The organism is Nocardioides dongkuii, assembly GCF_014127485.1.
Classification (GTDB): domain Bacteria; phylum Actinomycetota; class Actinomycetes; order Propionibacteriales; family Nocardioidaceae; genus Nocardioides; species Nocardioides dongkuii.
The window spans coordinates 4,060,313-4,073,128 of record NZ_CP059903.1 but is presented as its reverse complement, the minus strand read 5'-3'; the positions used below and the strand labels follow the sequence as shown (position 1 = coordinate 4,073,128).

Sequence of the window (12,816 nt, the reverse complement as noted above, 5' to 3'; positions counted from 1 at the left end):
TCAGGCCTGCTCGAACGCGACGTAGGCGATCGGCGGGGTGGTCGGCTCCTCGGAGCCGCCCGCGGGCTCGACGCTGATCCCGAACCCGTCGGCGGACCGCGGGTCGCCCTCGAGCTCGACCTCGTTGTCGGGGCCCTCGGGCATCAGCCCGGCGGGCACCATCACGTCGTCGTGCTGGAGCCAGAGCTGGTAGACCTTGCCCTCCGGCGCGGCGGGCATGTCGTGGGTGACGATGGCGGCCTTGTTGAGCGACGGGGATCGCACCAGCGTCGCCCGCGCGCCGTCCTCGAACTCCTGGTCGAAGACCTGGCTGTCGTCGGCCGCGCGGATCTTCTCCGCCGGCGAGGCCTCCGGGACCTGCGAGGTCTCGTCGTCCTCCCAGGGCTGCACCACGGCGGCGCCGACCCCGAGCACGGCCACGGCGGCGGCCGCGGCGAGGGCGGGCGCCCAGCGGCGCCGGCGGCCGTCGTCGGCGCTCCCGGAGCCCGTCGCGGGGGCGACGACCGGGGGCAGCGGCCGGACGGTCGCGATGTCGGCGAGCACCCGGTCGCGCAGCGCCGGGGGCGGCGCCAGCGGGACGGTCTCGGCGAGCAGGCTGCCGGCCTCGGTGAGGGTGCGGACCTCGTCGCGGCAGTCGGCGCAGTCGGTGAGGTGCTGCTCGAACCGGGCCCGCTCAAGGTCGTCGAGGGCGTCGACGGCGTACGCGCCGGAGAGGGCGTGGATGTCGCTCATGCGCCGACTCCCATCGTGTCGCGCAACCGGATCAGGCCGTCTCGGATGCGGGTCTTGGCGGTGCCGACCGGGAGGTCGAGCAGGCCTGCCACTTCAGTGTGGGTGTAGCCGCCGAAGTACGCGAGCTCGAGGGCCTCGCGCTGCACCGGCGTCAAGCTCACCAGGGCCGTGCGGACCCGGCGCGCCTCGAGCGAGGCCTGCGCGGCCTCGGCCGTCGCGTCGTGCGGGACCGGCTGGCTCTGGTGGTGGTACGTCGTGTCGCGGCGGGTGGACGCCTCCGCGGACCGCACCCGGTCGACGGCCCGCCGGTGCACGATCGTGAGCAGCCAGGCGAACGGGCTGCCCTTGTCGGGGTCGTAGCGCGCCGCGGTCCGCCAGATCTCCAGGAACGCCTCCTGGACGACCTCCTCGGCCTGCGCCGGGTCGCGGACGACCCGGACGGCGAGGCCGAAGACGCGCGCCGAGGTGGCGTCGTACAGCCGGGCGAAGGCCTGCTGGTCGCCCCGCCCCGCGAGCTTCAGCAGCTCGGCGAGGTCAGGACCGGCCGGCGTCCCCTCCGAGGAGGGGACGCCGGGGACGGACCGGATCGGTTCCACAGGGTTGATCCTTGCGCTCAGGTCGTGATCGCGGAAGCGATCAGGGCATCATGACAGTGTCGATGACGTAGACCGTGGCGTTGGCGGTCTGGATGCCGCCGCAGAGCACGGCAGCGCCCTCGTCGCCGATCATCGCCTCCTGGCCCTCGCCCTGGATGGTCACCATGTCGCCGTTCAGCGTCTCGAACTCGCCGGAGAGCTCGTCCGGGGAGATCCGCTGCGGCACGACGTGGTGGGTGAGGATCTGGGTGAGCATCTTCTTGTCGGCCAGGACGGCCTTGAGGTCCTTCTTCGGGATGGCCTCGAAGGCGGGGTTCGCCGGGGCGAAGACGGTGAGCTCCTCGGCGGAGTTCAGCGCGTCGACCAGGCCGGCCTCGCCGACCGCGGTGACCAGGGTGCTCAGCAGCGGGTTGGCGCTGGCGGCGGAGGCGACCGGCTCGGTGGCCATGCCGTTGAAGGAGCCGGCGCCGTCGGCCGGGACCTGCTCGCAGCCGGCGCCGTAGGTCTCGGCGCTGGCGTCCATGGCGTCCCCGGACGGCATGTCCTCCGCCGGCGACTCCATCGGGGTCTCCATCGGGGTCTCCTCGGCCGACGAGCTCGAGCTGCTGGTGTCGGAGGCGGACTCGCCGCCGTCGTCGTCGCTGCACGCGGCCAGGCCGAGGGTCATGGTGAGGGCGGCCGCGGTGAGGGCGCCGGTGCGTCGGAGGTTGTGGTGGAGCTTCATGGTCGTGCCTTCCGGTCGGTGGGGGTGACATGAGGTTGTTCGGGGCCGGGGGCCGGACGGATTGGTCCCCGGCCGGGCTTTCTCCGGTCGTCCGCGCCGGGTCAGGAGACGGTCACGACGATCTCCTGGACGCCGCTGGAGCCCTCGGGGAAGGGCGTCATCCGCACGGGTGTCTGGGTCTCGCCGTCGCCGTTGACGGCGCGCACGGCGAGCGAGTGCTGGCCGGACTCGGCCTGCCAGGGCAGGTACCACTGGCGCCAGTAGTCGTTGCCGCCGTCGGGGCCGAGCTTCGCCTCGGTCCACGGGCCGCCGTCGACGCGCACCTCGACGCGGGCCACGCCGCCGGTCTGCTGCGCCCACGCGACCCCGCCGATGAACGTGTCGCCGGGGTCGATGGTGGTCAGCGACTTCGGGGTGTCGATCCGGCTGGAGATCTTGATGGGGGCGTCGGTCGCCCACTTCTTCTTCGTCCAGTACGAGTCCTGCTCGGCGTACGTCGTGAGGGTGATCCTGCTGATCCACTTGGTGGCGCTGATGAAGCCGTAGAGGCCGGGGATGACCAGCCGGGCGGGGAAGCCGTGCTCGAGCGGCAGCGGCTCGCCGTTCATGCCGACGGCGAGCAGCGCGTCGCGGCCGTCGGTGGCGAGGTCCAGCGGGGTGCTGATCGTCATCCCCTCGACGTCGGTGCTGAAGAGCTGGTCGGCGTCCGCTCCCACGCCGGCCCGGTCGAGCAGGTCCTTCAGCGGTACGCCGAGCCAGCGCGCGGCCCCGACGTACTCGCCGCCGACGTCGTTGGAGACGCAGGTCAGGGTGATGTCGCGCTCCACCATCGGCATCGCGAGGATCTCCTCGAAGGTGAACGTGAGCTCCTCCTCGACGTCGCCGTCGATGGTGAGCGTCCAGTCGTCGACGTCGATCACCGGCAGGGTGAGCCGGGTGTCGACGCGGTAGAAGTCCCCGTTCGGCGTCCGGAACGGCGAGATCCCCGGCACCTTCTCCTCCAGGCCGGCCGGCAGCGGCGGTGCGGGGTTCGCGGCGGCGGGCAGGTCGACGTCCGAGATCCGGGTGCGCTGCTGGGCGATCCACCGGCCCGCGCCGCCCAGCACGGCGGCCGCGGCGGCGAGCACGCCCGCGGCGACCAGGACGCCCCGGCGGCTGGCCCGCGGAGCCTCGTCCGGCACGTGCTGCGGGGCCGCGGCGGCGTCCTCGGGGGCCTGGGGCGCCGGTCGGGCGGCGCGGTGCAGCCAGAACAGGGCGGCGACGCCGCCGACGGCCGCGGCGAGCGCGGGCAGCAGGTCGACGGGCTCGAAGACCGGGCGGTTGATGGTCGCTGCGGCGGCGAGGCCGACCAGGGCGATGAGCAGCCCCGCGCCGTGCTCGAACCGGCGCAGCGTGAGCAGCCCGGCGACCGCGGACAGCACCAGCACGCCGGCGAAGACCGAGCCGATCAGGATCGGCTTGTCCCAGGTGCCGAACTGCTGGATCGCCCACTCCTTCATCGGCGTCGGCGTCAGGTCGATGACCTGCGAGCCGACCGCCAGGACGGGGGAGGCGGCGGGGTCGGTGAGCCCGGCCACCAGGTGGGCCAGGGCCACTCCGAAGAGGGTCGCCAGCACCCCGAATGCTGCGTGTGCGAGACGAGTCCTCATGGGGGGTGTTCGGAGCGGGCCCGGCCGCAGATGGGTGCCGGGCGGCGATCCGGCAGGATGCGGCCATGACCGACGCCCCTGCCAGCACCGGCAGCCCCCTCGAGCTCGTCCGGTACGCCGTCGCCGACGACGTCGCGACGATCACGCTGGACTCCCCCCGCAACCGCAACGCGCTGTCCCGGCAGCTGGTGAGCGAGCTGTCCGCCGCGCTGGAGCGCGCGGAGGCCGACCCGGCGGCGAAGGTCGTCGTCCTGCGCGGCGCGGGCCGGGTGTTCAGCTCGGGCGCCGACCTGTCCGAGGCCGCCGTCGGCAGCATGGAGGAGGGCGCCCTGACCATCGTCGCGCTGCAGCGTCAGGTGCTGGCGCTCGGCAAGCCGGTCGTCGTCCGGCTGCTCGGCGCCGTGCGCGCGGGCGGCATCGGGATCGTCGCCGCGGCGGACGTCGTGGTGGCCGCCGAGGACGCGACGTTCGCGCTGACCGAGGTGAAGCTCGGCCTCGCGCCCGCGGCGATCTCGCTCACCGTGCTGCCGCGGATGACCTCGCGGGCCGCCGCGCTGGCGTGCCTGTCCGGCGACATGTTCACCGGCCGGCAGGCGGTCGAGCACGGACTGGTCACCACCGCGGTGCCCGCGGCCGACCTCGACGCCGAGGTCGCGCGGGTCTGCGCGTCGCTGGCCTCCGGCGCCGCCCAGGGCCTGCGGGAGACCAAGGCGCTGCTCAACCGTGACCTCCTCGAGCACCTCGATGCCCGGGGACCCGAGGTCGCCGCGCTGTCCGCGCGGCTCTTCGGCTCCGAGGAGGCCCAGGAGGCGATGGGCGCCTTCCTCTCGCGGGGGAGGTAGCGGACCCCCGCCGGGTCAGCCGCGCGCGATGCGCGGGCTCAGCCGCCCGGGACGGGTGAGGGCGTTCGTGCCGATGGCGTCGTCCATCGAGTAGGTGAACTCCTCGGGGGCGTCGCGATCCTCGATCGTGCTCGCGAGGCCGATGCCGGCCCGCACCCAGTCGGGACGGTCCAGACAGGTCCGCGGCACCCGCACGCGCAGCCGCCCGGCCGCGCGGTCCACGGACCCGGCCGCCCGGCACCCCTGCCGGTCGGAGAGCCGCTCCTCGACGTCGAAGGCCCGGGCCCGCACCCGCTCACCCCGCCGGGCCAGACCGAAGGAGACGGTGAACCGCCGCTCTCCGTCGGTCTCCAGCGCGATCTCGCCCGCCCGGCGCACCGGCGCGGACAGGTCGCGCACCCGCATCGTCACGACGACGGCGGCGCGGGTGTGCTTGACGGTGACGCGGCTCAGGTCGGTGGCGGCGTTCCGCGGGTCCGCCGACGTGGTCAGGTCGCCGTCGGCGTAGCGCTGCGTCTGCACGTCGCCCACCGCGTCGCGGTGGGTCCACCGGGCGGCCTCGGCGGGTGCCGCGGCAACGGCGGGCAGGACGGCGGCGGCCAGGGCGACGGCGAGGGCACGACGGAGGATCACCGACCGAGGATGACACCGTCGACGCCCGCGCGGACCGGAACCGGAAACCCGTCCCGGGCATGGATCGGGCGCGGATAGAGTTGTGCACTTGCCGTGCCCCGTTCGGGGCGCGTGCACGAGACCGGTCCCGAGGGGAAGCGCAGCGTTGACGGAGGAGACGACCGAGGCCCGTGAGGTCGCGCGCGAGCAGGAGTTCGTCGACCGGGTCTACCTGCAGCTGGCCGACTCCGCGAAGGCCGCCCAGCAGCTCGCCCGCGAGGGGCACGAGCGCGGCCGGCTGGGCCACGAGGGCGGCCTCGTCGAGCGCGACGCGATGGTCTTCCAGGCCGCGAAGCGGATCGCGCAGCTCGACGCCGCCCACGAGGGGCTGGTCTTCGGGCGCCTGGACATGCGCCCCGAGCTCGACCCGAAGCCGCGGTACGTCGGCCGGATCGGCCTGCGCGACGCCGACCGCGACTCGCTGCTCATCGACTGGCGCGCGCCCGCCGCCGCGGTGTTCTACCAGGCCACGGCCGCCGAGCCGCACCAGGTCGTCCGCCGCCGCGTGCTGCGCTGCACCGGCCCCCAGGTCGTCGGGGTCGAGGACGAGCTCCTCGACGCGGAGGCGCTGGAGGAGTCCGGGCTGGACCTGCCGATCGTCGGCGAGGGCGCGCTGATGGCGCAGCTCTCCCGGGCCCGCGACCGCTCCATGCACTCGATCGTCGCGACCATCCAGGCCGAGCAGGACCGGGCGATCCGCGCCCCCGGCAAGGGCGTCGTGGCGATCTCCGGAGGCCCCGGCACCGGCAAGACGGTCGTCGCGCTGCACCGCGCGGCGTTCCTGCTCTACAACGACCGGCGCCGCTACGAGACCGGCGGCGTGCTGGTCGTCGGCCCCTCCGGCGTCTTCATGCGCTACATCGAGCGGGTGCTGCCCAGCCTCGGCGAGACCGCGGTGGCGCTGCGCTCGCTCGGCGAGGTCGTCGACGGCGTCCGCGCCGTCCGCCACGACGAGCCCGCGGTCGCCGACGTCAAGGGCTCGGCGCGGATGGCCGAGCTGGTCCGCCGTACCGCCCGGCAGCAGGCGCCCGGCTCGCCGCGGGAGTTCCGCGTCTTCTACCGCGACGACACGGTCGTGCTGGACCGCGGCGCGCTGGGCCGGGTGCGCCGCAACCTGATGTCCCAGGGCCTCCGGAACCGGCAGCTGCCCCGGGTCCCGCAGGCGCTGCTGGACCAGATGTGGCGCCAGGTGCGCGGTGAGCGCGGCCGCGAGCGCGGGCGCGAGGCGTTCGACGAGGAGATGCTCGGCAACGACGACTTCCTCGACTTCGCCGCGTCCTGGTGGCCGCCGCTCGACGCGCGGACCGTGCTCGGCTGGCTGCGCGACCCCGAGCTGCTCGCCCGGGTGGGCGAGGGCGTGGTCTCCGCGGAGGAGCAGCGGCTGCTGCTGAAGTCGTGGAGCCCCGGCGGCGACCTGTCGATCGAGGACGTGCCGCTGCTCGACGAGCTGCGCTACGCGCTGGGCGACGTCCCGGCGCGCACCGCCGACGAGCGCGACGACCCGCTGACCGCGATCGAGGGCGGCGTCGACCTGCAGGAGCTGTTCACCGCCGCCGACCGCGAGTACGCGCCGACCGGCCGCGCCTGGGCGCCGCCCACGCACAGCATCGAGGACGACGGCTTCGCGCACGTGCTCGTCGACGAGGCCCAGGACCTCACGCCGATGCAGTGGCGGATGGTCGGCCGCCGCGGCCGCACCGCGTCCTGGACGATCGTCGGCGACCCCGCGCAGTCGTCGTGGCCGGTGCCCGAGGAGTCCGCGGCCGCCCGCGCCGAGGCGCTGGAGGGCAAGGCGCTCCACGAGTTCCACCTCTCGACCAACTACCGCAACTCCTCGGAGATCTACGAGCACGCCGCGGCGTACGCCGAGCGGGTCGGCCTGGACGCCGACCTCCCGACCGCCGTCCGCTCCACCGGCGTGCCGCCGAAGGTCGTCGAGGGCGTCGCCGACCTCGAGGCCGCCACGCGCGAGGCGGTGGCCGAGCTCGCCGACGCGGTCGCCGGCACGGTCGGGGTCGTGGTCCCGGTGGCGCGCCGCTCGGAGGTCAACGCGTGGCTGGCGTCGTGGCCCGAGCGCGCCGGCGACGCCGCCGGCGCCCGCGCGGCCGTCGACTCCTCGGTCACGCCGTCGGGCGAGGACCGGGTGGTCGTGCTCACCGGCCTGGACACCAAGGGGCTGGAGTTCGACGGCATCGTGGTCGTGAGGCCGCAGGAGATCGAGGAGGAGTCGGCCACCGGCCGATCGACGCTGTACGTCGTGCTGACCCGCGCGACCCAGCTGCTCACCACGATCTCCTGAGCACGGTCTCCTGACCCCCGCCGCCGCAACTAGAGTTCGGCCATGACCGCCACGCCAGACGCCCGGGCCGCCATCGAGGCACTCCAGGGGCACGAGGCCTGGGCGATCATCCGGCGCTCCACCCGGGCGGGCGACCGCGACACGGTCGGGCTGGTCGGCGGGCGGCGCACCGAGGTGGCCTCGATCCTCGACGTACCCCTCGAGGACGGCGTGCCGGCCGACGGACACATCGCCGACCGGCTGCTGGCGATCCCGTTCCGCCAGGTCGCCGAGCGCGGGTTCGAGGCGCACGACGACGGCACCCCGCTGGTCGTGGTCGACGTCGAGACCGAGCTGGAGTTCTCGGTCGCCGAGGTGCTGGACGCGATCGACGACACCGGCGTCGAGATGGCCGACCGCGGCGGGTTCGAGACCGACGACGAGTCCTACGCGAAGCTCGTCGGGTCGATCATCAGCGACGAGATCGGGCAGGGCGAGGGCGCCAACCTGGTCGTCGGCCGCCACTACCGCGCCACCGTCGCCGACTGGGACGCCGGCAAGGCGCTGACCGTCTTCCGGCGGCTGCTCGAGCGCGAGCGCGGCGCGTACTGGACCTACGTCTTCTTCACCGGCGACCGCTACCTGATCGGCGCCAGCCCCGAGCGGCACGTCTCCATCCACGGCGGCGACGTCCGGATGAACCCGATCAGCGGCACCTTCCGGCTGCCCGTCTCCGACGACGGCGAGGTGCCGCTGAAGCGGCAGCTCCTCGACTTCCTCCACGACGAGAAGGAGATCTACGAGCTCTTCATGGTCGTCGACGAGGAGCTGAAGATGATGTGCGACATCTGCGACCAGGGCGGCCAGGTGCTCGGCCCGTTCCTGAAGCCGATGAGTCGCCTCGTGCACACCGAGTACCTGCTGGCCGGCCGCACCGACCGCGACCCCCGCGAGGTGCTGCGCGACACGATGTACGCCGCCACCGTCACCGGCTCGCCGGTCGAGAACGCCTGCCGGCTGATCAAGAAGTACGAGACCTCCGGCCGCGGCTACTACGGGGCGGCGCTGGCGATCCTCGGCCGCGACGAGGAGGGCGGGCCGGTCGTCGACAGCCCGATCGTGATCCGCACCGCCGACGTCTCGCCCGACGGCCGGCTCACGGTCACCGCCGGGGCCACCCTGGTGCGCGACTCCGACCCGGCGTACGAGGTCGCCGAGACGCACGCGAAGGCGGGCGGGATCCTCAGCGCGTTCGGGCTGGTCCCGCCGGCGCCGGTGCCGAGCGTCAACGTGGCCGAGCTGGTCAACGACGAGGACGTGCTGCTCGCGCTCAACGCCCGCAACCGCCGGCTCTCGACGTTCTGGCTCACCGACCAGGGCGGCGCCCGGCCCGACCCGCGGCTGGCCGGCCGGAGCGTGGTGATCCTCGACGGCGAGGACGACTTCGTGAACATGCTGCGCCACGTCCTCGGCGTGCTCGGCATGACCAGCACCGTCGTGCGGCACGAGGAGTACGCCGCAGGCGCGCTCGACGGCCACGACCTGGTGATCGTCGGCCCGGGACCCGGCGACCCGCGCGACGGCTCGGACCCGAAGATGGCGCAGCTGCGTGCGGCGGTCGCCGAGCTGATGGCGGCGGAGCAGCCGTTCCTCGCGGTCTGCCTGGGCCACCAGGCGCTGTGCCACCACCTGGACCTGCCGCTCACGTACAAGGACATCGTCTTCCAGGGCACCCAGTCGGCGGTGCCGATCGGCGGGCGCACCGAGCGGGTCGGGTTCTACAACACCTTCGTGGGCCGGCAGGGCGACGCGGCGCTGCCCGACGGCGTCTCGGTCGAGACCGACCCGGAGACCGGCGACATCCACCTGGTGCGGGGCCCGCACTTCCGCGGCATCCAGTTCCACGCGGAGTCGATCCTGACCCAGCACGGCTACGACCTGCTGCACGAGCTGGTCGGCGACCTGCTGCTGCGTCCCGGCACCTGACGCGGATGGCCAGGCCCGGGGCGCCCGACGTCGTGGTGGTCGACCACCACGACTCCTACACCTGGAACCTGGTCCACCTGGTCGCCTCGGTCACCGGGGTGCTGCCGCGCGTGGTGCTGCACGACGAGGTCGACGCCGACGACGTCCTGGCCCACTCCCACGTGGTGCTGTCGCCCGGTCCGGGCCACCCCGGCACGCCCGCGGACTTCGGCGTCGGCCGCGACGTGCTGTTCGCCGGCACCCGCCCGGTGCTCGGCGTCTGCCTGGGCATGCAGGGCCTGGTCGCGGCGTACGGCGGGCGGGTCGAGCGGGTGCCGCCGGGCCACGGCGTCCTGGCGACCGTCGAGCACGACGGCACCGGCGTGTTCGCCGGGGTGCCGCCGTCGTTCGCCGCGGTCCGCTACCACTCGTTGGCCGCCGTCGAGGTCCCCGACTGCCTGCGCACCACCGCCCACGACGCGGGCTCCGGCCTGGCGATGGCGGTCGCCCACCGCGACCTCCCGCTCGTCGGCGTCCAGTTCCACCCCGAGTCGGTGCTCTCCGAGCACGGCGCCCGGCTGGTCGCGAACTTCCTGGGCCTGGCGTGACCGGCGATCCCGTCGCGGCGTTCGTGGAGGTCGCCACCGCCCACCCGCGCTGCTTCTGGCTCGACGGCGGCGGCGCCCGCGCCTGGTCCGGACGGCGCTCGCTGCTCGGCTGGCTCGACCCCGACGACGTCTCGCTCAGCTACTCCGCGGCCACCGGGGAGGTGGTCCGGCACCGCGGCGGCCGCGCCGAGGTGGTCGGCGACGACCCGTTCGCCGTGCTCGAGGCGGAGCTGGCCGCAGGGTCCCGGACCGACCAGTGGTTCGGCTACCTCGGGTACGCCGCCCGCGCCGACCTCCCGGCGTACCCCTCCGACACCGTGCCGGACGCCGTCTGGATGCGGCCGAGCCACGTCCGGCTCTTCGAGCACGATGTTCTCAGGGAGAACCGGACGTTCTCAGGGGGAGTTCTGCCTGAGAACGTCAGGTTTCCCCGGATCACCGGGGAAACCGACCACCCCCCCGCCCCCTACGCCGCCGCCTTCGCGCGCGTCCAGGAGCACCTGCACGCGGGCAACAGCTACGAGGTGAACCTGACCTACCGCACCGAGGTGGCCAGCGACCTCGACCCGGTGACGGCGTACCTGCGGCTGCGCGCGCTCAACCCCGCGCCGTACGCCGGGTTCCTGCAGCACGACGTGCCGGGGGCGGAGGCGTGGCTGCTGAGCTCGAGCCCGGAGCGGTACGCCGTGGTCGGGGCGGACCGCAGCATCGAGACCAAGCCGATCAAGGGGACCACGCTGCGCGGCCGCACGCCGGAGGAGGACGAGGAGCACCGGCGGGCGCTGGCGGCGGAGCCGCGGTTCCGCAGCGAGAACCTGATGATCGTCGACCTGCTCCGCAACGACCTCTCGATGGTCTGCGAGGTCGGCAGCGTCGAGGTGCCGGAGCTGATGGCGGTCGAGTCCTACGAGACCGTCCACCAGCTGGTGTCCACGGTCCGCGGGCGGCTGCGCCCCGACGTCACCACCGTCGGCGCGGTGCGGGCGCTGTTCCCGGCGGGCTCGATGACCGGCGCGCCGAAGCTGCGGACGATGGAGATCGTCCGGGAGGTCGAGGACACCCCGCGGGGGGCGTACGCCGGGGCGTTCGGCTGGATCTCGGCCGACGGGCGGGCCGACCTCGGGGTGGTGATCCGTAGCCTGATGACGACCGGTGACGGCCGCTGGCACCTGGGTACCGGCGGAGGCGTCACCGTCCACTCCGACCCCGCCTCCGAGCACGCCGAGTCGCGCTGGAAGGCGGAGCGGCTGCTGTCCGTGTTCGCGACACCGGGAGGAAACACCGCGTGACTACCGTCGAGGCCATGCACAAGCCCCACGTCATCGTGCTCTTCGGGGCGACCGGCGACCTGTCCCGGCGCAAGCTGCTGCCGGGCCTCCTGCACCTCTTCGAGGCCGGCCTGCTCGCGGACACCCGGATCATCGGCACCTCGCTGGAGGACTCCGACGACGCGCACTTCGAGCAGTTCGCGCGCGCCGCCTGCGAGGAGTTCGGCGAGGGCACCATCGACGACGTGCGCTGGGCGCCGTTCGGCCACCTGCTGAGCTACGTCCCGCAGACCGCCGGCCCGCAGGCGCTGGCCGACGAGGTCGCGCGCGCCGAGGACACCCTCCCCGGCGCCGAGGAGGACAAGCGCCGGCTGCACTACCTCAGCGTGCCGCCCAAGGCCGCCCTCGACGTGGTGCACGAGCTGGACAAGGCGGGGCTGGTCGAGCGCTCCCGGATCGTGATGGAGAAGCCGTTCGGCACCGACCTGGAGTCCGCGGTCGGGCTCAACGCCCGGCTGCACGAGGTCTTCGACGAGCAGCAGATCTTCCGCATCGACCACTTCCTCGGCAAGGAGGCGGCGCAGAACATCCTCGCGTTCCGGTTCGCCAACGGCCTCTTCGAGCCGATCTGGAACCGCAACTTCATCGACCACGTGCAGATCGACGTCCCGGAGACGCTCGGCCTCGAGGGGCGCACCAAGTTCTACGAGTCGACCGGCGCCTACCGCGACATGGTCGTCACCCACCTGATGCAGGTGCTGGCGTTCATGGCGATGGAGCCGCCGACCTCGCTGGAGCCGGGCCCGATCAGCGACGAGAAGCTCAAGGTGTTCCGCTCGATGAAGCCGATCGAGCCGCACCACGTCGTCCGCGGCCAGTACCAGGGCTACCGCGGCAAGGAGGAGGTCGCCGACGACTCCGACACCGAGACCTTCGTGGCGCTCCGGGTGGAGATCGACAACTGGCGCTGGGCCGGCGTGCCGATCTACCTGCGCACCGGCAAGAAGCTGGCCGAGAGCGCCCGGATCATCTCGATCGCGTTCAAGGAGCCGCCGCTGTCGATGTTCCCCGCGGGCTCGAACGCCGGCACCCAGGGCCCCGACCACCTCACCTTCGACCTGGCCGACCAGTCCCGGATGTCGCTGTCGTTCTACGGCAAGCGGCCCGGGCCCGGGATGAAGCTCGAGAAGCTCTCCATGCAGTTCGCCACCCACGAGACCTCGTCCTCGACCTCGGTGCTGGCGGCGTACGAGCGGCTCATCCACGACGCGATGCGCGGCGACCACACGCTGTTCACCACCGCGGACGGCATCGAGACGCTGTGGGAGAAGTCGACCTCGCTGATCGAGCACCCCACCCCGGTGCGCCCGTACGCGCCGGGCACCTGGGGGCCCAACGCCATCCACCAGCTGATCGCCCCGCACGCGTGGCGGCTGCCGTTCGAGCGGTCCTGGCGGGACGCCAAGCAGCGCTGACCGGCTG

Annotated in this window: 11 protein-coding genes; 6 read left to right on the top strand and 5 right to left on the bottom strand. The window is 73.6% G+C overall.

All coding sequences use genetic code 11. From position 1 onward, the window contains the following. The 4 genes from H4O22_RS19730 to H4O22_RS19715 form a co-directional block, all read right to left on the bottom strand. Positions 1-732, bottom strand: a complete 732-nt coding sequence (locus tag H4O22_RS19730; RefSeq protein WP_182524991.1) for an anti-sigma factor — start codon at positions 730-732, stop codon at positions 1-3. Beyond that, positions 729-1,328: an ECF RNA polymerase sigma factor SigK gene (gene sigK, locus H4O22_RS19725; protein ID WP_182524990.1), complete on the bottom strand. Its 600-nt coding sequence runs from the start codon at positions 1,326-1,328 to the stop codon at positions 729-731. The genes H4O22_RS19730 and sigK overlap by 4 nt, the downstream gene beginning before the upstream one ends. Positions 1,329-1,368: 40 nt before the next feature. Next, positions 1,369-2,052 carry a fasciclin domain-containing protein gene (locus H4O22_RS19720; protein ID WP_182524989.1) on the bottom strand — a complete coding sequence of 228 codons (684 nt, stop codon included), beginning with the start codon at positions 2,050-2,052 and terminating at the stop codon, positions 1,369-1,371. A gap of 101 nt (positions 2,053-2,153) precedes the next feature. Next, on the bottom strand, positions 2,154-3,668 hold the full coding sequence (locus H4O22_RS19715; protein ID WP_244963037.1) for a molybdopterin-dependent oxidoreductase: 1,515 nt from the start codon (positions 3,666-3,668) through the stop codon (positions 2,154-2,156). Between the two features lie 98 nt (positions 3,669-3,766). On the opposite strand from H4O22_RS19715, the gene H4O22_RS19710 reads away from it, so the two are divergent. Beyond that, positions 3,767-4,543: an enoyl-CoA hydratase-related protein gene (locus H4O22_RS19710; protein WP_182524987.1), complete on the top strand. Its 777-nt coding sequence runs from the start codon at positions 3,767-3,769 to the stop codon at positions 4,541-4,543. 15 nt (positions 4,544-4,558) lie between these two features. Here H4O22_RS19710 and H4O22_RS19705 read toward each other — a convergent pair whose 3' ends face one another. Next, entirely contained in the window at positions 4,559-5,176 is a 618-nt protein-coding gene (locus tag H4O22_RS19705) for a hypothetical protein (RefSeq protein WP_182524986.1), read from the bottom strand. Between the two features lie 145 nt (positions 5,177-5,321). On the opposite strand from H4O22_RS19705, the gene H4O22_RS19700 reads away from it, so the two are divergent. Genes H4O22_RS19700 through zwf form a run of 5 tightly spaced genes read left to right on the top strand, consistent with a single transcriptional unit; the run spans position 5,322 to position 12,809 of the window. Next, complete coding sequence (locus H4O22_RS19700) at positions 5,322-7,514, top strand: HelD family protein (RefSeq protein WP_182524985.1); 2,193 nt, start codon at positions 5,322-5,324, stop codon at positions 7,512-7,514. A 42-nt stretch (positions 7,515-7,556) separates the two neighbouring features. Then, a complete protein-coding gene (locus H4O22_RS19695) occupies positions 7,557-9,479 on the top strand; it encodes an anthranilate synthase family protein (protein ID WP_182524984.1) in 1,923 nt (640 codons plus the stop codon). A gap of 5 nt (positions 9,480-9,484) precedes the next feature. Next, complete coding sequence (locus tag H4O22_RS19690) at positions 9,485-10,066, top strand: anthranilate synthase component II (RefSeq protein WP_182524983.1); 582 nt, start codon at positions 9,485-9,487, stop codon at positions 10,064-10,066. Beyond that, the gene (locus H4O22_RS19685; protein WP_182524982.1) at positions 10,063-11,355 is read left to right on the top strand and encodes an anthranilate synthase component I family protein; all 1,293 of its coding nucleotides are present in this window, start codon (positions 10,063-10,065) and stop codon (positions 11,353-11,355) included. Before H4O22_RS19690 ends, H4O22_RS19685 begins: the two co-directional genes overlap by 4 nt. Before the next feature lie 14 nt (positions 11,356-11,369). Then, complete coding sequence (gene zwf, locus H4O22_RS19680; protein WP_182527246.1) at positions 11,370-12,809, top strand: glucose-6-phosphate dehydrogenase; 1,440 nt, start codon at positions 11,370-11,372, stop codon at positions 12,807-12,809. Positions 12,810-12,816 lie beyond the last annotated feature (7 nt).